Source organism: Idiomarina aminovorans (genome assembly GCF_023155095.1).
In the GTDB taxonomy this organism is placed as follows: Bacteria; Pseudomonadota; Gammaproteobacteria; order Enterobacterales; family Alteromonadaceae; genus Idiomarina; species Idiomarina aminovorans.
The window spans coordinates 431,683-454,586 of the sequence record NZ_JAKNDA010000002.1; the positions used below are offsets into that span (position 1 = coordinate 431,683).

Annotated in this window: 19 protein-coding genes; 12 read left to right on the plus strand and 7 right to left on the minus strand. The window is 49.1% G+C overall.

Going from position 1 to position 22,904, the window contains the following annotated elements:
* The first annotated feature begins 28 nt into the window (after positions 1-28).
* A complete protein-coding gene (gene purL, locus L8G48_RS06150) occupies positions 29-3,916 on the plus strand; it encodes a phosphoribosylformylglycinamidine synthase (protein ID WP_248263723.1) in 3,888 nt (1,295 codons plus the stop codon).
* Between the two features lie 117 nt (positions 3,917-4,033).
* On the opposite strand, the gene L8G48_RS06155 is transcribed toward purL, so the two are convergent.
* Complete coding sequence (locus L8G48_RS06155) at positions 4,034-4,315, minus strand: addiction module antidote protein (protein WP_248263724.1); 282 nt, start codon at positions 4,313-4,315, stop codon at positions 4,034-4,036.
* Entirely contained in the window at positions 4,290-4,736 is a 447-nt protein-coding gene (locus L8G48_RS06160) for a type II toxin-antitoxin system RelE/ParE family toxin (protein ID WP_348983641.1), read from the minus strand. Before L8G48_RS06160 ends, L8G48_RS06155 begins: the two co-directional genes overlap by 26 nt.
* Before the next feature lie 110 nt (positions 4,737-4,846).
* Here L8G48_RS06160 and L8G48_RS06165 point away from each other — a divergent pair, with 110 nt between their 5' ends.
* Together L8G48_RS06165 and L8G48_RS06170 are read left to right on the plus strand one after the other, a co-directional pair.
* Positions 4,847-5,122 (plus strand): helix-turn-helix domain-containing protein, encoded by a 276-nt coding sequence (locus L8G48_RS06165; protein ID WP_248263726.1) that lies wholly within the window; start codon positions 4,847-4,849, stop codon positions 5,120-5,122.
* Positions 5,115-6,356 (plus strand): type II toxin-antitoxin system HipA family toxin, encoded by a 1,242-nt coding sequence (locus tag L8G48_RS06170; RefSeq protein WP_248263727.1) that lies wholly within the window; start codon positions 5,115-5,117, stop codon positions 6,354-6,356. The genes L8G48_RS06165 and L8G48_RS06170 overlap by 8 nt, the downstream gene beginning before the upstream one ends.
* Positions 6,357-6,372: 16 nt before the next feature.
* Here L8G48_RS06170 and L8G48_RS06175 read toward each other — a convergent pair whose 3' ends face one another.
* Entirely contained in the window at positions 6,373-7,122 is a 750-nt protein-coding gene (locus L8G48_RS06175; RefSeq protein ID WP_248263728.1) for a 3',5'-cyclic-nucleotide phosphodiesterase, read from the minus strand.
* 67 nt (positions 7,123-7,189) lie between these two features.
* On the opposite strand from L8G48_RS06175, the gene L8G48_RS06180 reads away from it, so the two are divergent.
* The 6 genes from L8G48_RS06180 (at position 7,190) to L8G48_RS06205 (ending at position 13,811) form a co-directional block, all read left to right on the plus strand.
* Entirely contained in the window at positions 7,190-7,822 is a 633-nt protein-coding gene (locus L8G48_RS06180) for a DUF998 domain-containing protein (RefSeq protein WP_248263729.1), read from the plus strand.
* Positions 7,815-10,079: a heavy metal translocating P-type ATPase gene (locus L8G48_RS06185; RefSeq protein ID WP_248263730.1), complete on the plus strand. Its 2,265-nt coding sequence runs from the start codon at positions 7,815-7,817 to the stop codon at positions 10,077-10,079. Before L8G48_RS06180 ends, L8G48_RS06185 begins: the two co-directional genes overlap by 8 nt.
* A gap of 6 nt (positions 10,080-10,085) precedes the next feature.
* Positions 10,086-10,832, plus strand: coding sequence for a glutamate racemase (gene murI / locus L8G48_RS06190; protein WP_248263731.1), 747 nt, complete (start codon positions 10,086-10,088; stop codon positions 10,830-10,832).
* Between the two features lie 366 nt (positions 10,833-11,198).
* A complete protein-coding gene (locus L8G48_RS06195; RefSeq protein WP_248263732.1) occupies positions 11,199-11,498 on the plus strand; it encodes a type II toxin-antitoxin system HigB family toxin in 300 nt (99 codons plus the stop codon).
* A 10-nt stretch (positions 11,499-11,508) separates the two neighbouring features.
* Entirely contained in the window at positions 11,509-11,886 is a 378-nt protein-coding gene (locus L8G48_RS06200) for a helix-turn-helix domain-containing protein (protein WP_248263733.1), read from the plus strand.
* A 236-nt stretch (positions 11,887-12,122) separates the two neighbouring features.
* Positions 12,123-13,811, plus strand: coding sequence for an NAD-dependent malic enzyme (locus L8G48_RS06205; RefSeq protein WP_248263734.1), 1,689 nt, complete (start codon positions 12,123-12,125; stop codon positions 13,809-13,811).
* On the opposite strand, the gene L8G48_RS06210 is transcribed toward L8G48_RS06205, so the two are convergent.
* Complete coding sequence (locus L8G48_RS06210) at positions 13,808-14,959, minus strand: trans-sulfuration enzyme family protein (protein ID WP_248263735.1); 1,152 nt, start codon at positions 14,957-14,959, stop codon at positions 13,808-13,810. The genes L8G48_RS06205 and L8G48_RS06210 overlap by 4 nt on opposite strands.
* Positions 14,960-15,043: 84 nt before the next feature.
* On the opposite strand from L8G48_RS06210, the gene azu reads away from it, so the two are divergent.
* From azu to L8G48_RS06225, 3 genes are all read left to right on the plus strand, one after another.
* On the plus strand, positions 15,044-15,493 hold the full coding sequence (gene azu, locus L8G48_RS06215) for an azurin (protein WP_248263736.1): 450 nt from the start codon (positions 15,044-15,046) through the stop codon (positions 15,491-15,493).
* 88 nt (positions 15,494-15,581) lie between these two features.
* Entirely contained in the window at positions 15,582-16,625 is a 1,044-nt protein-coding gene (locus tag L8G48_RS06220; protein WP_248263737.1) for an efflux RND transporter periplasmic adaptor subunit, read from the plus strand.
* Positions 16,625-19,732, plus strand: a complete 3,108-nt coding sequence (locus tag L8G48_RS06225; protein ID WP_248263738.1) for an efflux RND transporter permease subunit — start codon at positions 16,625-16,627, stop codon at positions 19,730-19,732. The genes L8G48_RS06220 and L8G48_RS06225 overlap by 1 nt, the downstream gene beginning before the upstream one ends.
* 127 nt (positions 19,733-19,859) lie before the next feature.
* On the opposite strand, the gene L8G48_RS06230 is transcribed toward L8G48_RS06225, so the two are convergent.
* From L8G48_RS06230 to L8G48_RS06240, 3 genes are all read right to left on the minus strand, one after another.
* Positions 19,860-20,318, minus strand: coding sequence for a tellurite resistance TerB family protein (locus tag L8G48_RS06230; RefSeq protein WP_248263739.1), 459 nt, complete (start codon positions 20,316-20,318; stop codon positions 19,860-19,862).
* 8 nt (positions 20,319-20,326) lie between these two features.
* Positions 20,327-21,694 (minus strand): GAF domain-containing sensor histidine kinase, encoded by a 1,368-nt coding sequence (locus L8G48_RS06235; RefSeq protein ID WP_248263740.1) that lies wholly within the window; start codon positions 21,692-21,694, stop codon positions 20,327-20,329.
* Positions 21,695-21,926: 232 nt separating this feature from the next.
* A complete protein-coding gene (locus tag L8G48_RS06240; protein ID WP_248263741.1) occupies positions 21,927-22,862 on the minus strand; it encodes a LysR family transcriptional regulator in 936 nt (311 codons plus the stop codon).
* Positions 22,863-22,904: the final 42 nt, after the last annotated feature.

Sequence of the window (22,904 nt, forward strand, 5' to 3'; positions counted from 1 at the left end):
AAATCGTCCAGCTTTGGAGACCTTGCTTGTGGAAATCTACCGCGGTGCACCTGCCTTATCAGCCTTCAAAACAACGAAGCAACTTGAACAACTGAAACAGGCAGGCATTCCTGTCAAAGAGCTGTATGCTGAGTATCAACACTTTGTTGATTTGCATAATAAACTCAGCGATGAGCATCGCTCGGTATTAGTCCAACTGCTGAAATATGGTCCTGAACTGCCGGCGCATGACCCGCAAGGTGCCTTAATATTAGTAACCCCGCGCATTGGTACCATTTCTCCCTGGGCCTCAAAAGCCACTGACATTGCCCACAATTGTGGTTTAAAAAGCATCCACCGGGTAGAACGTGGCGTGGCTTTTTATCTGCAGGGTGATTTATCGGCTGAAGAACTGAAACAAGCGGCAGCCCTGTTGCATGATCGTATGACCGAAAGCGTTTTGTACGATATGGATGACGCGCGACAGCTGTTCCGCTCACAGGAACCCCAGCCGTTATCTTCGGTCGATATTCTGGCCGGCGGTCGCGAAGCCTTGTCAGAAGCGAACATCACGCTAGGGCTGGCACTGGCTGATGACGAGATGGATTATCTGGTCGATAACTTCCGCAAGCTGGATCGCAACCCCAACGACATTGAGCTTTATATGTTTGCCCAGGCAAACTCCGAGCATTGTCGTCACAAAATTTTTAACGCGGACTGGACTATCGATGGTGTCGAGCAGCCGAAATCGCTGTTCAAAATGATTAAAAACACCTTTGAAACTACGCCCAATTACGTGCTCTCTGCCTACAAAGACAATGCGGCCGTTATGGAAGGCCATGAAGCCGGGCGTTTTTATCCGCAACCGGACAGCCTGAGCTATGGCTACAGCCACGAGCCGGTGCATATTTTGATGAAGGTGGAAACTCACAATCACCCAACGGCTATTTCCCCATACCCGGGTGCGGCTACCGGCTCTGGTGGTGAAATCCGGGATGAAGGCGCTACCGGCGTCGGTTCTAAGCCCAAAGCGGGGCTGGTGGGCTTTAGTGTTTCTAACCTGAATATTCCGGGCTTTAAGCAGCCGTGGGAAGAGAATTACGGTAAACCGGCCCGTATTGTATCGGCGCTGGATATTATGCTGGAAGGCCCGTTAGGCGGCGCTGCGTTTAATAACGAATTTGGTCGTCCTGCTTTGACCGGTTACTTTCGTACCTACGAGCAAACGGTCGACAGCCACAATGGTCGTGAAACCCGTGGTTACCACAAGCCGATTATGATTGCCGGTGGGTTGGGTAACATCCGCGAAGCGCACGTGCAAAAAGGTGACATTCCGGTTGGTGCTAAGTTGGTAGTGTTAGGTGGTCCGGCTATGAACATTGGCTTAGGTGGCAGTGCTGCGTCCTCTATGGCGTCGGGGGAGTCTACTGAAGATTTGGATTTTGCCTCAGTTCAGCGCGAGAATCCGGAAATGGAGCGCCGCTGTCAGGAAGTCATTGACCGCTGCTGGCAATTGGGTGCCGACAACCCTATTGCCTTTATTCATGACGTTGGTGCTGGTGGCTTATCCAATGCGATGCCGGAGCTGGTGAGCGACGGTGGCCGTGGTGGTCGCTTTGAACTGCGTGATATTCCGAATGACGAGCCGGGCATGACGCCGCTGGAAATTTGGTGTAACGAGTCGCAGGAACGCTACGTTATGGCCATTGCTCCGCAAAATATGGCGCGTTTTGAAGCGCTGTGTGAGCGCGAACGCGCGGAATACGCGGTCATTGGTGAAGCTACTGAAGAGCTGACTATTTTACTCAACGACGCCAAGTTTTCGAATCAGCCGATTGATTTATCGCTGGATATTTTATTAGGCAAACCGCCGAAAATGCACCGCGATGTCGGCAAGGCTCAGGCTGAAGGTACGCCTTTGCATCTGGAAGCTGCTGAGCTGAACGATGCGGCTGACCGCTTATTGCGGTTACCAGCCATTGCCGAGAAAACCTTCTTAATTACCATTGGTGACCGCAGTGTCACCGGCTTGGTGGCGCGTGATCAAATGGTGGGACCGTGGCAGATTCCGGTTGCTGATGTTGCGGTAACGGCGGCCAGTTATGACAGTTACCATGGTGAAGCGATGGCGATGGGTGAGCGTACACCACTGGCGTTGTTAAACTTTGGGGCGTCGGCACGGATGGCCGTAGCTGAGTCTCTGACCAACATTGCTGCTGCTGATATTGGCGATTTAAAACGCATTAAATTATCCGCCAACTGGATGGCAGCTGCAGGACACCCGGGTGAAGACGCCGGTTTGTACGAGGCCGTTAAAGCCGTGGGCGAAGAGTTGTGTCCTGAGCTGGGTATTACCATTCCGGTCGGCAAAGATTCTATGTCGATGAAAACTCAGTGGCAGGAAGACGGTGAAGACAAAGCGGTTACCGCGCCAATGAGCCTGGTAATCACCGCTTTTGGGCGAGTGAATGATATTCGCACAACCTTAACGCCGCAACTGCGCACCGACAAAGGCCAGTCGCATTTAATTCTGATTGATTTAGGTAAAGGTCAGAACCGGTTAGGCGGCTCTGCACTGGCGCAGGTGTATCAGCAGTTAGGTCAGCGCACGCCGGATTTAGACGACACTGACGCCTTTAAAACCTTTTTCAATACCACCCAGCAGTTGGTGACCGAGGGCCGTTTACTGGCCTACCACGACCGCTCCGACGGTGGCTTGTTCACTACTGTCGCGGAAATGGCTTTTGCCGGAAACTGCGGTGCGACAGTCGCGCTGGACGAGTTAGGTGAAGACAACTTGGCGACTCTATTTAATGAAGAGCTGGGTGCTGTCATTCAGGTCAGTGATGAGCAATATCAGCAAGTGATGGAGGCTTACAAAGCCGCCGGTCTGGGTGACTGTGTTAAACGGATTGGTGAGCCGACCCATGAAGACGCTATTGTCTTTACTCGGAACGGACAGGATGTGCTCGCGCAAAGCCGCACACACTGGCGCACGGTATGGGCAGAAACTACGCACCAAATGCAGTGCCTGCGTGATAATCCGGTGTGTGCTGACGAAGAGTTCCGCTTGAAACAGCGTGCTGATAACCCGGGGTTACTGGCCGACTTAACGTTTGACCCTTCGGAAGATGTGGCGGCACCTTATATTGCTAAAGGTGTGGCGCCTAAAGTCGCGATTCTGCGTGAGCAGGGTGTGAATTCGCATTATGAAATGGCAGCGGCCTTTGATCGTGCTGGATTTGAAGCCGTTGATGTTCACATGAGTGATATTCTGGCGGGGCGTGTGTCGCTGGATGACATGCAAGCGCTGGCAGCTTGTGGTGGCTTCTCTTATGGTGACGTATTAGGCGCCGGAGAGGGCTGGGCTAAGTCTATTCTGTTTAATGACCGAGCACGCGAGCAGTTTGAAGCCTTCTTTAAACGAAACGATACGCTGGCTCTGGGTGTGTGTAACGGTTGCCAGATGTTATCCACGCTGAAGTCTCTGATTCCGGGGACTGAGCACTGGCCGCGTTTTGTAACCAACCGCAGCGAGCGCTTTGAAGCACGCTTTAGTCTGGTTGAGGTTCAGGAGTCTAAATCTATATTCCTGGGTGATTTAGCCGGTTCGCGGATGCCCATTGCGGTGTCTCATGGTGAGGGCCGGGCTGAATTTGCTAACCCTCAGCAGCAGTCGCAACTGGAGCAAAGTGGACAGGTCGCCTTGCGTTATATTGATAACTGGGGCGAAGTGGCGGAGCAGTATCCGGCTAACCCGAACGGTTCACCCAAAGGTATTACGGCTGTGACCAGTGACGATGGACGTGTCACGGCGATGATGCCACACCCTGAACGTGTGTTCCGAACTGTTGCTAACAGCTGGCACCCGGACGAATGGGGCGAAGACAGCCCGTGGATGCGCATGTTCCGCAACGCCCGCAAGCACATCGGCTAGCGAGTGCTGGAGGTTGCAGGCACTCGCTATCCTGCCATCCATGGCCTTCGACACTCCTACAGCAGAAAGCCCACGGGTTCTTGCAGCTCGCGCCTGTCTTGTAGACTGACGTTTACGTCAGGTACGTGCTGTTATTTTTATACCTAACGCTTTCGTTACAGCTAGTACACTTTTAAGGGTTGGGTTGCCTTTGTCACTGAAGGATCGGTACAACTGCTCTCTGGAGAGCCCTGTTTCCTGTGCTAACGCTGTCATACCTTTTGCTTTCGCTGCGATGCCGATAGCGTTAGCGATATAACCTGCGTCTTCTGTTTCCAGAGCATCGGCAACGAAAGCTGCAACAGATTCTGCATCCGCTAAATAAGAGGCTGCATCAAATTTTCTGAAAGTCGTAGCCATTGTTATTGCTCCAGTACTCGTAAAGTAAGTGCGCTTTTTTGATGTCTCTTCGCTGGCTCTTTTTGTCACCTCCGGCGAGGAGTAAAATTAGCACACCTTGATCTTCATAAAAGTAAACCCTGTAGCCTGCACCCAAATGCATTCGGAGTTCACTTAATCCGTGCCCAATAGGCTTTATGTCGCAAGACAACCCATCTATTAATTTACTAATATGCGAAATAATTCGGCCTTTTATCGTAGGGTCCTTTATACCTGACAACCATCGCCGAAATTTATTGGATTCATATACCGATAAGCTCATTGTAGTTTTTAAAATACACTTTGGCAAATAAGATGAATAAACTAACAGAGTAGTGAAAGCGGGTATGTAAGCTGAAGAATTGAAATAGTGTAATTGTTTAATGGCTATGTAGGCCGACATTCACGTCAAAGCCAGTTCTCACCTGATCTGAACATAAGGCTACCCTAGTTCATTATATCTGCTATAATAGTGACGATTATAGGTAAATAAAGGCTAAAAACATTACTATTATGACACTGATTCTTAACACCGCATACGATACTCAGCTTGATCTTAAAGAGCACATACAGCAACAGCGAAAATCACAAAAGCTGTCGGTTGAAGCTTTGTCGGAAAAGTCGGGCGTGCCTTATAGTACGATTCGTAAGTTTGAGCGCACAGGAAACATCTCTTTGCGCCAGTTTTTAATGCTGGTAGAAGCTTTGGGTGAACTGAATCAGCTGAGGCAATTTCTGCAGCAGGAAAAAGCGCCTAAAACCATTGATGAGGTTTTGAACAATGCTTGATACCCCACTTCAGGTAATACGAACCTTGTCGGATGGTAAAAGGATTGCTCTTGGCACTCTGGCTGAGAATAAATCGGGCGTTTATTTTCAGTATCACGATGACTATTTGAAGCAACACAAAACATCTTTGTCGCCGTTCAATTTAAAAGCGACAACTGAGCTTCAAAAAGCCCCACGGCAACCACATTATGGTTTACATGGTGTGTTTGCGGATAGCCTGCCTGATGGTTGGGGACTTTATCTGATGGACAGAGTATTTCGAAAAAATGGCTATAACCCACAGAAAATATCGGCACTGGAGCGACTGGCTGTTATTGGTTCGGACTGTTTGGGCGCGCTTTCTTATGAACCAAAAACGTCTTTAAGAGAGCTGAGTCGTGATGATATTGCTATAAGAAAATTGGGTCAGGAAGCGGTAAAGGAGTTTGAAGGTACTGAAACCGATCTTATTGAGCACCTGCAGGCAGCCGGAGGCTCGGGTGGTGCTCGCCCGAAATTAAATGCAACATTGCTTAACGATGGCCAATACTCGACTGATCCAAAGGCGAAAGGGCAGAAGTTGATTGTGAAGCTCACTTCGGAACGTTTTTTATTAAAACACGAAGAAAGTCTGGTTGAGTATTTGTATTTAACTATGGCGAAAAAACTCGGGATTGAGGTGCCGGAGTTTGAGCTTATTGATGCGGGTAATGGTCAATTCTGGTTACAGCAGACGCGGTTTGATTGTTCTGAAAGTGGCCGCTACCACATGTTGTCAGCCGCGGGCTTACTGGATGCTTCTTTCCGGGAACCTTCTTTAGATTATGTCGATTTAATTAAGGCCACACGGATTATGTGTGGTGTTGACGAAGCAAAGAAACTGGTTAAACGGGCATTATTTAATTATGTGAGCGTGAATCAGGATGATCACTCAAAGAACTTTAGCTTCCTTGCTAATGATAAAGATGAGTGGCGGTTATCGCCTTGTTACGACATTGTTTATAGTCCGTCTTCTTATGGCGAACATATGACAGCGTTTAACGGTAACGGAACTTATCCTGATAAGAAGGTTGCGTTAGAGCAGATGGCCGGACAGGCAGGGTTTGGCAACAGTAAACCGCTGTATCATATGCTGGAAGAAATTTATGAACAAACCCAAAGCTTTAAGACCGATGCTAAAGCTCTCGGAGTTTCTGCTAGCCTCATTGAGACGATCGAAAATGATATTGGTTCGCGTAAACGTCGCTTGACGTGAAATCACAACCGTCAGGTTACAGCACGACCGTGTTTTTATGTGGTGGGTTGTCAGCTAAGGTTTTGCGTAGAGCAGTTTCGTAGCTGGGTTTCAGGTGAGTAACCCAAAGCTCAGCAGGTTGTTGCTCTAAGCTTTTTAAGGCATTCTCCAGCAAACTCGGGGTCATGTGTTTGGTTTTTTCAGCAACGTGCAGTAATTCATCGGGAAACGCGCATTCCAGCATTAAGGTATCAATAGGGCCCAGGCGGTTAAGCTGCTCTGTCAACTGCTTGCCGGCGATGGTATCGGCAGAAAAAACAAAGTGTTTGCCTTGGTTTTTAACGCTGTAACCCAAGGTTGGCACACTGTGCTCTACCGCAAAGGCGTTAATTTCCATACCCTCAAGTTCAATACTTTGCCCCGGATGAATTTCCTTAAACTTCAAGATAGCGTTGGGGCCTTGGGTCATGGTACTCAGCTCAGGCCAGATGTCGCCGTTAAAAATGTTATTTTTGAGCTTTTCCAGGGTATGAGCCTGCGCGTAAACTGTTACGGGTAAGTGCTCACTTCCGTACTGATTACTTAAAAACGTGGGGAGTGCGGCAATGTGGTCCATATGCGAATGGGTCAGAAATACATGACGAATTTGGTGCATTTGCGCCAGACTGAGTTGATTCAGACCCGTACCGGCGTCAATCAAAATATTATGATTGAGCTGAATGCAGGTTGAACCGCCTTTGTTGTCACCGCTGAGCCCGCCGCTGCAGCCAAGCACTTGAATATTCACAATTCGTTCCCATCTTGGTTTACACTGTAGTGAAAGATTATCACATTAATACAGCCGAGGAGGCTACATGCAAAACGCACCCACGAAAAGCTCTCCCGTTATGCCGCAACTTATTATTTTGACCTTATTCTGGATTGGTTTGCAATTAGTGGCGACCTGGGTAAAAGACGACTTTTCTCATGTTAGCCAATACATCAGCGAAATTAATGCCACCAGCAGCACCGCAGCGGGTGCCTTTGGCTGGGTCGGTTTTATTCCGCTGGCACTCATTGCCTTCGGCGTGTTGCTCACTGCCCGGCCGCATCTACGAGTACAAGGTATTAGCCATCTGGGCTGGTCATTATTGTTCTTCTATCCGGTTGCTTACCTCGGCGCGGCGCTGGCGCCTTGCGATTTAGGCTGTCCTGCCGATGGCTCCAGTTCTCAGGCATTACACAATGTTATTAGCATAGTGAGTTATTTTGGTTTTGCGCTGGGTACCTTATTACTGGCGTTTACACCTAAAACGACCTGGCCGGTACGTACGGCTTTTGTGCTGTTGTCTGTGATTATTGCTTTAGGCTTTGTGTTAATGATTAGCCCGGAACTGGCTGAAGTGCGCGGAGCCATTCAGCGCTACCTGGAGCTTGGGCAGTTGGTGGTTTTCTGGTTGTTACTGTGGTTGAAACCGGCAGAAGCCAACGGAGGCACTGATGAGTAAATCCGTTCGTTTAAGTGTTGAAGGCATGAACTGCGCGTCCTGCGTGGGGCGTGTCGATAAAGCGCTGAACGCTCTGGACGGTGTTGAGGATGCGTCAGTGAACCTGGCCTCGGACAGTGCGGAAGTGACTTACTCTGACAAGCTGTCTGTTGATGATTTGACTGAGGCAGTCAAAGGCGCTGGCTATGATGCTCATGAAGTGCTCGATCGCGATCAGCAGATGCGCGAACAGCGTCAGCAACAAGCGCAGGAAATGGGAACCTTAAAGCATCAGTTATGGCTATCAACGCTGCTGAGTTTGCCGGTGTTTATATTAGCCATGGGCAACCACATGGTGCCGGTGTTTTCCGAGTGGGTGCATAACGCCTTTGGTTTACAAAACAGCTGGTGGGTGCAGTTAGTGCTTACTACGGTGGTATTGGCGTTTCCGGGCGCTCGTTTTTACAAATTGGGCATTCCTGCGCTAGCGCGTGGCGCTCCGGATATGAATTCATTGGTAGCCTTAGGCGCAACAGCGGCCTGGGGCTATTCGGTGGTGGCAACGCTATTACCGTCCTGGCTGCCAAGCGAGTCAGTGAACGTTTACTTTGAAGCATCGGCGGTTATTGTCACCCTGATTCTGGCCGGGCGTTTTATGGAAGCGCGGGCGAAAAGCCATACCTCAGATGCGATTCAGCGGTTAATGAGCTTGCAAAGTAAAACCGCGCGGGTAGTGCGCGATGGCGACGTGACCGAAGTGGATATCGCTGAGCTGGGTAAAGGCGATGAAATTGAGGTGCGTCCGGGTGAGCGTATTGCTCTCGATGGAGAGGTGTCGTCCGGCGACAGCTATGTGAATGAAGCCATGATAACCGGCGAACCCGAACCGGTGCATAAGCAAAAAGAAGACAAAGTGGTGGGCGGCACGCTCAATGAAAAGGGCACCTTGCGCTTTAAAGTGACGGCTACCGGTGAAGGTACGGTGCTGGCGCAGATCATCCGTATGGTGGAGCAGGCACAGGGCAGTAAACTGCCGATTCAGGACACGGTTAACCGTATTACCTTGTGGTTTGTGCCGGCAGTGATGCTGGTTGCGCTGCTGACTTTTGTGGTGTGGTACTTCGCGGCAAGTGAGTCAGCGCTTACTTTTGCGCTGGTCAACGCGGTGGCTGTGCTGATTATTGCCTGCCCTTGTGCCATGGGGCTGGCGACGCCGACTTCCATTATGGTGGGGACCGGCCGTGGCGCTGAAATGGGCGTGCTGTTCCGTCAGGGCAGTGCCTTGCAGGCGTTGCAGCAGTCAAAAGGTGTTATTTTTGATAAAACCGGCACCCTGACTGAGGGCAAACCGACGATTACCGACTGGATCACGCTGGGCAATTTTGATGAAAAAGAAGTGCTGCGTCTGTCGGCATCGGTTGAAGCGAAGTCAGAGCATCCTACAGCAGAAGCTTTGGTTAAGTATGCGAAAAAGCAGGACGTAAAAGTTTCGGAAGCGGATGCCTTCGAGGCCATTTCTGGTTTGGGTGTTACCGGTAAGGTGGATGGAAAAACGCTTTATATTGGTACCAGTGAACTGATGCAGGATCAGCAAATCAGTCTTGATAGTGACCCCGCCGAGGCGAAAGAATGGCAGGGAAGCGGTCGTACACCCATTTATGTGGCTGTTGATAGCAAGTTAGCAGCGGTTTTCACTCAGGACGACCCGATAAAGTCCAGCGCCAAAGAGTTGATCAAGCGCCTGCATGCCGACGGTTTAAAAACCGCAATGGTTACCGGCGACGCTGAATCTACTGCAAAACGCATTGCCAAAGAACTGGGCATTGGCGAAGTGGTGGCGAACGTAAAACCTGATGGCAAAGTAGACGCGGTGCAGCGTCTGAAGAAGGCATGGGGGCAGGTGATATTTGTCGGTGACGGCATTAATGACGCGCCGGCACTGGCGTCTGCCGATGTGGGTTTTGCAATTGGTACCGGCACCGACGTGGCCATTGAGTCTGCCGATGTGGTGTTAATGTCCGATAACCTGACCGTGGTGCAACAAGCGTTTGCGCTGTCGGAAGCGACCATGCGTAATATTCGCCAGAACTTATTCTGGGCATTCGCCTATAATACCGCGCTGATACCGTTGGCGGCCGGTGTCTTGTATCCATTTTTCGGTATTTTGCTGTCACCGATGCTGGCGGCAGGCGCCATGGCGCTCTCCAGTGTGTTTGTGATAACCAACGCGCTGCGTCTAAAAACCGTGAGTTTAGAAACATCAGCTGGCAAGGAATAAACAGACATGAAAGTCGGAGTTTTTGATAGTGGTGTCGGTGGCTTAACGGTAGTCCGGTCGTTGCAGCGCAGTGGTTGTTTCAGCGAGCTGTTGTATTACGGTGACACCGCGCGAGTGCCGTATGGCAGTAAAGACAGCAACACGGTAACCCGCTACGCACTGGAAGCGGTAGAATTTTTTAACGGTGCCGACGTTGACTGCTTGGTGGTGGCCTGTAATACCGTGAGTGTCACCGCGCTGCAGCAAATGCAAAAGTTCTCGAATAAGCCGGTGTATGGTGTACTGGAGCCGGGTGTAATGGCACTGCAGCAGTTGCAGGGCATTGATACCAGCGCTCGTGTGCTGGTTATTGCTACACGTTCTACCATTAATTCTGGTGCTTACCAGCAGCAAATTCACGCGCTGGGTTACAACCAGGTGGATGCGATGCCCACGCCATTATTTGTGCCCATTGTTGAAGAGGAACTCTACGACGGCCCCATACTGCAGGAAACCTTCAAACATTATTTCAGCCAGCTGGAAAGGCCTGACGTGGTGCTGCTGGGTTGCACGCATTTTCCGTTAATTGCTGAGAGTATTTCGGGCTACTTTAATGGTGCAAAAACCATTCATTCCGGCGAAGCCATGTTGGTCTGGTTAAAACAACAGCTGGACTTAAGCGCCCAGTTTGAAACCACCCCATTGCACATTATTGCTACCGAAAACGTCGACGCTGTAAAACGTACCGCTACCCGCTGGGGGCTGGCGCTTTAGCTGAATGAGTGCTGCAGTTGAAAAGGCTCTTATGGAGGACGCCCGCAAGTACATCCCTGTAGGGCTTGTGCAGCGCCATCCTTGGCGCTGCACACCTCCGCAACCTGCCTGCGTACTCATCCAGCGAGGTTTCATCTAGCGCATAGCCGTTGAACTCCTCAAGTCCCGGGCTCTTTCCTTTATCGCCTCTTGCCGGCAAAGCCCGCCCGTGAATTCATCTAACCACTTAATCCTTTTCCTATTGGATTCTTCTTACTGATCTCTATTCTTAACTTATAAAAAACAACTTTCCCAAAACGGGAATTTCATTGACAAAAATTCTTTTTTTCCCATAATGGGAAATTACTGGTGGGGATAATTTCTTTTATGAGAATTGTATCAAGGGCGACTCTTCGGGAGTTTTGGGAAAAGCCTAACTACAGGGATGCAGAGCAACCTCTTAAAGCTTGGTTTGATGAAGCAAGATATGCCTCATGGAAAACACCTCAGGAGATAAAAGAGCAATATCGGCATGCGAGTTTTATAGCTAATAATAGGGTTGTGTTTAATATTCACGGGAATAAGTATCGACTTATTGTCGCGGTGAAATATGAATTTTCGATGGTCTATATTCGCTTCGTTGGTACGCATGAACAATACGATACAATTAATGCAGAGACAATTTAGAGGTAAGGGTATGAATATAAAACCCATAAAAACAGCTGAAGATCATCAAAATGCGCTGGTTCGTATTAATGAGCTTTGGGATGCTGAGCCAGACACAGAAGCGGCTGATGAACTGGATATTCTGGTGACTTTGGTCGAAGCCTATGAAGAAGCTCAATATAAAATTGATGCTCCCGATCCTGTCGAGGCGATTAAATTCAGAATGGAGCAGGAGGGTCTAAATGACTCTGATTTGGTTCCATTCTTAGGCCAGAGGAGTCGGGTTAGTGAGGTATTGAATCGAAAACGACATTTAACGCTTCCTATGATTCGTCGGCTTCATAGCGGGTTACATATACCGCTGGAATGTTTGGTTTCTAATTATGAGTTAGATAGCGCTAAAGGTTAGCTATTGCAAGTTTGAGCCATTGCGTCGGGTAGGATTTTAAATAGCGAGTGCGTTAAAAGGTTATCAGGGGGACTTTGGAGGTGTGCAGCGCCATGGATCGCGCTTCGTCGAGCGTTCAAGGATGAACTTGCAGCGTCTCTGACATAAGGCCTTCAATGCTCAGGCGAAACATGTGAACCGGCCGCCGTGTTTTGTTATGCTATTCGTATTACTTTTGCTTTCAGGAGTTTGTACTTATGCCGCAAACGCAGCGCCCGCTTTATATTCCGTATTCTGGTCCCAATTTGCTGGAAACCCCGCTACTGAATAAAGGCAGTGCCTTTAGTCGGGAAGAGCGTGCTGCGTTTAACCTGACCGGTTTGCTGCCGCCCCGTTACGAGAGCATTGAAGAGCAGGCCGAGCGGGCCTACATGCAGTACCGCAGCTTCGAGACGCCGCTGAACAAGCATATTTATCTGCGAGCCATTCAGGATAATAATGAAACCCTGTTCTACCGTTTGCTAACGGATCATCTGGAAGAGATGATGCCGATTATTTATACCCCGACGGTGGGTGATGCCTGCGAGAAGTTCTCGGATATTTACCGAAGCTCGCGCGGCTTATTTATCTCTTATTCCGAGCGTGACCAGATAGACGATATTCTGCGCAACGCCACGAAGCAAAAAGTGAAAGTGATTGTGGTGACCGACGGTGAACGCATTCTGGGTTTAGGTGATCAGGGCATTGGCGGCATGGGCATTCCCATTGGTAAGTTGTCGTTGTATACGGCCTGTGGTGGCATCAGCCCGGCGTACACTCTGCCGGTAATGCTGGACGTAGGCACCAACAACGAAAAGCTGTTGAACGACCCGATGTACATGGGCGCACGGCATAAGCGTATTAATCAGGACGAATACGACGAATTTCTGGATAAGTTCATTAAGGCGGTGACACGTCGCTGGCCGGGTCTGATGCTGCAGTTTGAGGACTTTGCTCAGCCCAATGCTATGCCGCTGCTACGCCGTTATCGTGATGAAGTCTGTTGTTTCAACGACGACATTCAGGGTACAGCGTCGGTGACGGTAGGCACATTGTTAGCCGCTTGTCGGCAAAAAGGTAAAAAGCTTAGCGAGCAGAAGGTGGTGTTTGTTGGTGCGGGGTCGGCCGGTTGTGGTATTGCCGAGCAGGTATTGATTCAGATGACCGCAGAGGGCCTGACCAAAGCACAGGCGAAGAAGCAGATTTTTATGGTCGATCGCTTTGGTCTGGTGGTGGACGCCATGGAAGGTTTGCGTGACTTTCAGATGGCGCTGGCGCAAAATGCGAAAGACTTGGCCGACTGGGAATACAGTGGTGATTATCCATCGCTTCTGGACGTGATGCATTGTGCTGAGCCGGATATTTTAATTGGCGTGTCGGGTAAAGCGGGGTTATTTACCGAGCAGGTGGTTTCGACCATGGCAAAAAATGTCGAAAAACCAATTATTTTCCCGCTAAGTAATCCGTCCAAGCATGTGGAAGCGCATCCGGCTGACGTTTTTAAATGGACTGAGGGTAAGGCGATTGTGGCAACCGGGAGTCCGTTTGGCGAGGTTGAATATAACGGTAAGATTTATCCTGTAGCGCAGTGCAATAACAGTTATATTTTCCCGGGAATTGGCTTGGGTGTGTTAGCGGTTAAATCGGAACGGGTTAGTGATGAAATGCTGCGTGTGGCCAGTAAGACCCTGGCCGGTGCCTCACCCAGCGCGAATGGTAAAGGTGAGGCGTTATTGCCGGCCTTTAATGACTTAACTCAGTTAAGTAAAGACATTGCTTTTGCGGTAGGCAAAGTGGCTCAGCAGGAAGGCCTGGCATTGGAAATTGATGACGATACGCTGCGCGAGCGCATCGACAATAATTTCTGGAAACCGGAATACCGTTTCTATAAGCGCGTCAGTATTTAAGCGTGCGCACTGTCGATGGCCTGTTGTAAGTCAGTCAGCAGGTCATTGGCATTCTCAATACCAACCGACAAACGCAGTAAATCCATCGGTACCGGGGTATCGGGGCCTTCTATGCTGGCGCGGTGTTCAATCAAGCTTTCGACCCCGCCTAATGAAGTGGCTCTATGCCACAATTGAGTTTTCGCGGCAACGGCAATAGCGGATTTTCCACCACCGTTTAAGCGAATTGACAGCATGCCGCCAAAGCCACCCTGCATTTGTTTCATTGCCACGTCATGGCCGGCAAAGCTTTTCAGGCCGGGGTACAATACTTTAGTAACCTGCGGGTGTCGCTCTAGCTGATCCGCCAGGTACTGCGCACTTTGACAGCTTTCCCGCACGCGTAAAAATAAGGTTCGCATACCGCGTAATAATTGTGCGGCGTCCTGAGGTCCCGGGACAGCGCCGGATTGCGCCCGAATAGCCACCAGTCGTTGCCAGAATGCATTATCTTCCCGGGCGGCCAGAGCCCCGGAAATTACGTCAGAGTGGCCGTTGAGATATTTGGTGGCTGAATGCATAACAATATCAGCACCTAAGTCCAATGGTTTGGTCAGTAACGGGGTGGCTACCGTTGAGTCAACAGCAAGCAGAGCGCCGCAGTCGCGAGCCATATCCGCTACTGCTGTAATATCGGTAATTGTCCAAAGCGGGTTACCCGGGGTTTCCAGCCAAATCAGCGTGGGCGATTTTTCGTCAATAGCATCGCGTAATTCGTCCAAATTAGCGGTGTCGACAAAACGAACGTCCAGTCCGCTATCAACGCCAAACGTCTGCAGCCATTTGCGCAAAGCCCAGTACATGACTTTGGGCGCTATGACCGAATCACCGGGTTTCAGTGCTTGAAAAACGGCAGTAGCCGCGGCCATACCCGAGGCAAATAAGCGTGCGTCGCAGGCATTTTCCAGCTCTGCCAATAGTTTTTCTGCCGGTCGGTAAGTCGGGTTGTCAGCCCTGGAATACACCCGTCCTGTACGATATTGATTATCGTCATCACGCAGATATGTCGTTGAGGTGTATACTGGAGGGATAATTACTCCACTTTCGTTGGCAGAGTGGCTGCCGCCCTGAGCCAGGAGTGATTGCGGCGAAAAAGAAGGTTTTGTCATATAAATTCTCGTTAAAGTAATCTCAATGCGAGATATCACGTATAAGAAAGGGATATATTTCATACTAACCGAAGAGGTATTGCAATGCGTTACATAATTTCCACGCTACTGGGTTCCATGTTGTTTGTCGCAAACGCTGCACAAGCTAACGAATGTGAACTGACCATCACTGGTAATGACATGATGAAGTTTGATAAAACAGAAATGTCGGTACCGGCAAGTTGTGATGACGTTACTGTCACCTTAATTCACTCAGGTAAACTGGGTAAAAAAGTGATGGGTCATAACTGGGTACTGAGTGAAGCTGGCAATATGCAGTCAGTTGTGCAGCAAGGCATGTCTGCTGGTATGGAAAGCCAGTACGTACCGGACTCTGATACTGTTATTGCGGCTACTGATGTCATTGGTGGCGGAGAAGAAACATCAATAACTTTCTCTACTGAAGGCATGAGTGCAAACAACGATTATAAATTTTACTGCACCTTCCCGGGTCATTCAGCCATTATGCAGGGCAGCTTTGCAATTAAAGGTTAATTGTAGCAAAATTGTCTTTTGGCTTATTGATTAATCATAACTGCAGCCCTCAGTGGCTGCAGTTTTTTTGGAGCATTCTTTGAGCGTTATGAAGTTTTTACTCATTGTTTTCGTTTTCGCACTGTCACTGAGTGGCACTGTTAGTCAGGCCCAGCAATTTGGTCCTCGTGAAGCCCTGGTCAATGTAGAGCCGGTGAGCTTTGAGCGTGAACGTAACCGGGTAGAAGCTGTCGGTACGGCTGAAGCTGTCCGCTCCATTACTATTTACCCCGCGGTCGGCGACCGGGTAGTGGCTGTTAATTTTCAACCGGGCGATGAAGTTGAAAAAGATGAGTTGCTGGTTGAACTGGATGCCCGACGTCAGCAAGTTGCCGTTGAGCAAGCACAAATTAATTTGCGTGATACAGAGCGCACGGTCGATCGCCTACAAGCCAGTCGTGAACTGGGTGCTGTGCCTCAGTCTGAATTAGACAATGCTATTTTACTGCGAGACTTGGCGCGAGTTGAGCTGGATAACGCCAAAATAGAATTAGAGGATCGTTTTATTCGGGCGCCTTTTGCCGGAATTATCGGCATTACCGATGTCGAAGTCGGTGATCGTATTGAGCAACAAACCACAATTGCCACATTAGATGACCGTTCGACTTTATTAATTGATTTTCGCATTCCTGAAGCTGCGGTTTCATTACTTCAAGAGGGTGTTGAACTTAAAGTTCAGCCCTGGCGTTATTCTGGTACGCCAGTAATGGCCGATATTGTTGAATTGGATTCGCGCATTAACCCGGAAACCAGAATGTACCGGGCTCGTGCAAAAATTAGTAACGAGAACGATAACTTTTTACCCGGAACCAGTTTCAGAACTTCTATTGCGTTAGATGGTGAAGAGTTTGCTTCGATTCCGGAAGCGGCCTTGTCGTGGGGCGTGAACAGTCCCTTTATCTGGGTGGTTGAGGGAAAAAATGCGAAGCGTATTGAAGTTCAGATAGAACAACGATTGCCAGGACGAGTGCTGGTTTCAGGAAATATTCAGCGCGACGACTTACTGATTGTGGAAGGTGTGCAAAGCTTGCGCGATGGTCAACCGGTTACCTTCGACCGGACATCGCTTGATAGCGGGAAGTTGGGTGAGTAATGTCAGATAATCCGATGAATTCTCACACCGAAGCAAACGACTTACCGTCAATTTCTATTCGCAGACCCGTTCTCATTGTCGTTCTTAACGTTCTCATTGCCATAGCGGGTATTGCTGCGTTGATGGGGGTTGAGGTTCGCGAGCTGCCTGATGTTGACAGACCGGTTGTTGGTATTAGTGCAACCTTGCCTGGTGGTGCGCCGGAAACCGTTGATGCTGAGGTTACCAGCATTCTCGAGGGCGCCGCAGCGCGAGTATCGGGCGTTAAGTCTATTGAGTCCCAGAGTGAAGAAAATAGTGCGCGTCTTTCTGTCGAATTTAGTCCGGGAGTGGACCTTGACGTGGTAGCGGCTGAAGTCAGGGAAGCGGTGAATCAAATACGGCGCGAGTTACCGGACGATGTTGAACAAATTAATGTGCGCAAAGCCGATAACGATGCGCGTTCGGTGCTGGATATTGCTGTTAGCAGCGATACCTTGAGCATGGCTGAATTAACACGTCGGCTGGAGACAGATTTGTCGCCCGAGTTTATGGCGATTAATGGTGTTGCCGACGTTCGTCTGAACGGCAACCGTGAACGGGTAATGCGGGTTGATCTTGATCCGTTGAAATTGGTCAGTTTTGGTATTGCGGTTACCGATGTTGCAAATGCTCTGCAACAGGCACCCTTTGATGTTCCTGCCGGTAGTTTAAAGTCGACCGACCAACGGTTAATTATTCGTGCCGATGCAACCGCGGTGAATGAAGAGCAGATTGAGAACATCATTATTCAGGATGATATTCGCGTTGGTGATGTGGCGCAGGCGTATTTTGCACCTTCGGATGCCAGCAGCTTTGTGCGCTTAGACGGCAAGCCCGTTATTGGTTTAGGGGTTATCCGGCAGGCAGGGTCAAATACCATTGAAATTTCTGATCGGGCACTGGCGGTGCTGGATCGTTTACGTGACCGGTTTCCGGATATGGAAATGAGCATTACCAACGATGATGCTCAATTTATCCGGAAATCGGTTACTGAAGTGGTGACCACTTTGGCTATCACTGTGGCTTTAGTTGTTGCCACCCTGTGGGTGTTTATGGGCTCGTTCAGGGCGACCATTATTCCGGCGTTCTCTATTCCGGTGGCTTTGTTTGGTGCGATAGCCGCTATTTGGTTAATGGGCTTTTCAATCAATATTTTAACCTTGCTGGCTTTGGTTCTGGCAACGGGTCTTATTGTTGATGATGCCATTGTTGTTACCGAAAATATTCAACGCCGACGAGGCATGGGCCTGGGCAGCCGGGCTGCGGCGGTACTTGCCACCAGAGAAGTTTTCTTTGCCGTGGTAGCAACCACTGCGGTATTGGTTGCTGTCTTTGTGCCTATTGCGTTTTTACCTTCAACCGCGGGCCGACTTTTCCGTGAATTTGGTGGTGTACTTGCGGCAGCTGTGGTTATTTCGTCCTTTGTTGCGTTGTCATTGGTTCCGGCGTTTACGGCGCGGCTCCCAAAGTTAGCCGGAAAAAATAACCGGTTTGCGAAAGTAGGGCATGTTTTTAAAAATTTTTACCGTTATACCCTGCATAAAGCATTAAATGCCAGCTGGGTGGTGGTGGTGTTTTCACTTCTGGCTGCGGGCGGCGGTGCTGCTATTTTTCAACAAATTGACAGTGAACTGGTACCCGATGAAGACAGAGGCTCGATTCGGGTTTTTGCCCGAGGGCCTGATGGTGTTGGCGTTAAGTTTATGGATCGGCAAGCCCGGGAATTAGAAGAAACTCTCATTGAGCAAAAAGAAGCCGGAACCATTGAATCCATCTATACGGTGGTTGGCCAGTGGGATCCAAACATTGTTTTTATCAGTGCTAACATGAAGCCATGGGAAGAACGGGATATTAGCCAGCAACAAGTCATCGCTGAATTAAGAAAACCATTAAGTCAGGTTCCCGGTGCCCCCGGACGTGCATTTGGCGACAATAGCCTGGATTTGCGTGGTCAGGGTGGCGGCATTGAAATGGCCATTACCGGTGAAAGTTATGATGAGATCTTCAAAGTCGCTCAGGATTTCACTGCTGAAGTGAAACAGAAAATTCCGGATCTAGGAAATTTGAATATTTCTTATCAGCCAACACAGCCCCAGTTACGGGTTAAAATTGATCGTCGGCGGGCCGCTGAGTTGGGAGTTTCACTCAGTGACATATCGTCAACACTCAGAGCGGCCATTGATGGTGATGATATTGCCGATTTAAATGTGGGTGATCAACAAATTCCGTTGATTCTGCGCACTCGTAATAACTTGATACAGTCGCCGCAGGATATGCAAAACCTGTATGTCTCTTCCAGCAATGGCGGGTTAGTCCCCATTTCCAGTGTGTCAGAAATTATTGAAGAGGGCGTGTCAGCAGAGTTGGAACGGCAAGCACAACGGCGCGCCATAGAAATCGATGCTGAGTTGCCTGAAAATCTGCCAATGTCGGAAGCGGTTGAGCAATTGCGGCAGGTCGCAGAAAATACGTTACCGGGCAGTATGGGGTTGGTCTTTTTGGGTGAAGCCGCAGCCTTTGAGGATACATCTCAGGAAGTTGCAATGACCTATATTCTGGCATTCCTGATTGTGTTGCTGGTATTGGCGGCTCAGTTTGAGTCTTTAAACAGTGCCGTGGTGGTTATGCTGACGGTACCTTTTGGTATTGCTGCAGCTATTTATGCGTTGTTCCTGACAGGCACCTCAATGAATATTTATTCGCAAATAGGATTGGTGATGCTGATAGGCTTGCTGGCCAAAAATTCAGTGTTACTGGTTGAGTTTGCGGACCAGTTACGAGACCGGGGAGCCGGGGTTCGCGAAGCCATTGAAGAAGCAGCCCTGATACGTTTACGGCCGATAATGATGACGTTGGTTTCAACCATTCTTGGTGGGCTGCCATTAATCTTGTCCACCGGTGCAGGTGCTGAAGCGCGTAACGCCATCGGTTGGGTTGTGTTTGGTGGTTTGGGTCTGGCAACGCTGTTTACTCTGTATTTAACACCGGTACTTTATTTGTGGCTGGCACGCTTTACTAAACCGCGTGCCGACGAGGCGGCTCAACTGGAAAGCGAGATGGAAGCGGCAAGAGAAGGTGGTCACTAAAGATTGTCCGGGGGAATTATCCCGTGCCGGATTTTACCAGAAAACTAACCGGTACGTTAATTTGCGGTTGCCGGTGAGCCAGTTGCCATACCTATCTCTTCGGCATGGGTGCCGGCAGCCGTCGCATTTAAGCATCCGTAACGTTTAATTTGGCACGGATATAATCAGCGTGGCTGATATAAAGTAAGTCAGCGAGTTTTCGCAACATGCTCTCCTCATGCGGATCGAGCTTATTATCAGCGTAGGCAACGACCCACAAAGTTTCCAGTAATTCAACGCGCTGTTCATACCTCAATGCTTTTAGCTGTGCGGTAAAATCGTGTAATGAGGTGGCTTCCCTTACCGCCCCAACGGCTTCTTTAATGGCATTTTCTGCTTGATTATCGGTAATATCATATTCGTTCTCCAGCTCATGCAATAAATGGTCGTGCTCTTCGTCTGAAAGCTTACCGTCAGCCAGACTGATCTCAGTCATTAACACCAGAGAAAGAAAAGCGTTGTTGGTGAGTCCCTCTACCTGATGCAATGTGGCTTGTTCAGCGGTTGTCGGGTTTTGTTGAAAGAAGTTCTGCAAAGCTTTTAGCATACAACATCCTATTTGGGTAAATCGGGTAAGAAAAATGAAAATTCAGTGCCTTCGCCCGGCGTTGATTGGACAGAAATTTCGCCGTTGAGTTTCCTTGTCACCAGGTTATAAACAATGGATAAGCCAAGTCCGGAACCGCCGCTTTGTCTCGAGGTGGTAAAAAATGGCTCAAAGATATTTGTCAGTGTTTCAGCGTTCATGCCCTTACCATTGTCATTAAAATAAAAGTGCACGCCTTTGTCTTTCTGCTTGGTGGTAATGCGAATTTGATGATTGTCATCGGGTTCGGTAAAGGCGTGGTCATTGGTATTACTGACCAGGTTAGTCACAATTTGTGCCAGAGCACCCTGATACGTGCTTAACACAATACGGTCATCGCAGTTGATGTCTATGGTGACTTTTTTCTTTTTCACTATAGGGGTTAGGCTTAACATCAGTGCATGTAAGTAGTTATTCAGTTCGCAATTGACCAACTCAAAACTGGATTGATCAACGGCGGTTTTTTTAAAATTCTGGATCAGTGTTGCAGCACGTTCAAGGTTGCTGCTGAGCAACTGATAGGCCTCGAATGTATTGCTGATAAAGGTTTGCAAGTGTTTGCGCGAAATAGCACCGTCGCTAAAGCCCTGGTCTAGCTTTTTTAAACGGTGCTCGCAATGGGTAACCGCGGTAACCGAAATACCCAGCGGCGTATTGACCTCATGCGCGACACCGGCCACCAGTTTACCCAGAGTTGCCATTTTCTCGGTTTCAATTAAGCGTTCCTGGGCCTGCTTAAAGTTATCCATAGCTTTGGTCAGAGACTGTGTGCGCTCTTCTACCATGCTTTCCAGCTGTTCATTCTGGCGTATTAATAAAGACTCAAAACGCTCACGCTCGGAGGCACTCACGGCACGACCATAGATATCGGCCAGCATACCGACAAAAGCGACTTCATCGGATGTCCAGCGGCGCTCAGGTTTGCGGCTCTCACAGCACATAACCCCAATCATGTCGCCTTTATGACGTAAGGGAACATCGAGCATTCCGTAAACGCCGTTTTCTTTTAAATAGCCATTATTAAGTTCCACTGTGGCGGGGTGGTTACGGGCATCATTGACAATAATGATGCGTTCGGTTTCCAGTAAGCTGAAATAAGACGGTAATTCCGATTTGCGTAAAACGGGAATTTCACGGTCTTCTAATTTTGCATCAATGAGTTTAGCGGCAACCATACTCTGCTTGTCCGGCTGTAAAAGCCAAATGCTGACCCGGGTAATATCAAGCCCGTTTAGCGCTGATGTTAAAATCAATTCTGAGGCTTTTTCCAGGTCTCCGCCGTCGATATCCGGCGACTTTGATACATCGAGAAGAATGTTTTCTAAAGTGTCTTTCATATTCAATCCGTGTTCTGAATATTTTCTCACTGTAACCGACAGACTTTCAAAGTTCATTAACCCAGTGTTAACTATTATTTAACGTTAGCCACGGTACATTTGGATCTTAACTCTCTACAAAGGGAATACATTTTTAATGAGGCAATACCATGAAAAAGACAACATGAATCTTAGCGCGACCGAACTAAAGGGCTCTGGTGCGGAGTTGCTTGCCGCCTGAGCCTTACAGCAACTAAGAAGCTGCCGCAGTCTCGGCGACAACCTGCCGGAACCAGCGGTGGCCTGCGTCGTGTTGCAGCAGCGGCGACCAGATCATGGTCAGGGTGAGCCCCGGTATGTGAAACGGCGGTTTTTTCATGACCAGTTGACTGTCCTGCGAATAAAGCTCGGCAGCGCGCGTGGGTAAGGTAGCAACCAGGCCCTGACGTGCCAGATACATGGCCACGTGATAGTTACGGGTAAACACTTTAATTCTCCGGCGTTTACCCAGTTTATCTAAGGCGTCATCTACCCAACCGAGTTTTTGCACATCGTGCGGGTCCATACCGACACCCACACCAAACCCAGTTTTGCTGACCCAGACGTGCTGGGCTTTTAAGTAATTATCCAGTGTATAATCTTCAAGCAGCTTGTGATCTTTGCGGATCAGACAGGAAAACTCATCGCTCCACAAATTCTTTTGGTGGAACGACTGTGGCAGTTGTTCAAAGCGGTTAATAGCTAAGTCGACTTTGCCGTTTTCCACGTCGTGAAAACTGATGTCACTGGGGGTCATAATATCCAGTGATACGTTAGGTGCCTGTTCGTCGAGTTTTTCCAGCAGTTTCGGCATGAGCGTGGAGGCGGCGTAGTCGGACGCCATAATACGAAACACCTGATCACTGGTTGCCGCATCAAACTCACGTACCGGCTGGATCATTTCTTCTACCGAATAGAGCATACCGCGCAGAGCTTCCTGCATATCAAGCGCCCGTTGCGTAGGTACCATACCTTCGCTGGTACGCACTAAAATCGGGTCGTTCAGCAAGTTGCGTAAGCGCTTCAAGCCGTTACTCATGGCTGGCTGGGTTATATTCAGCTGCGCCGCCGCGCGGGTGACATTTTTCTCCCGCAGCAACACGTCTAAGTAAACCAGCAAGTTCAGATCAATGTCTTTAATGGTATTCATGACTATCCAAAATAAGTGGAATATGAAAAAACTGTTGAAATT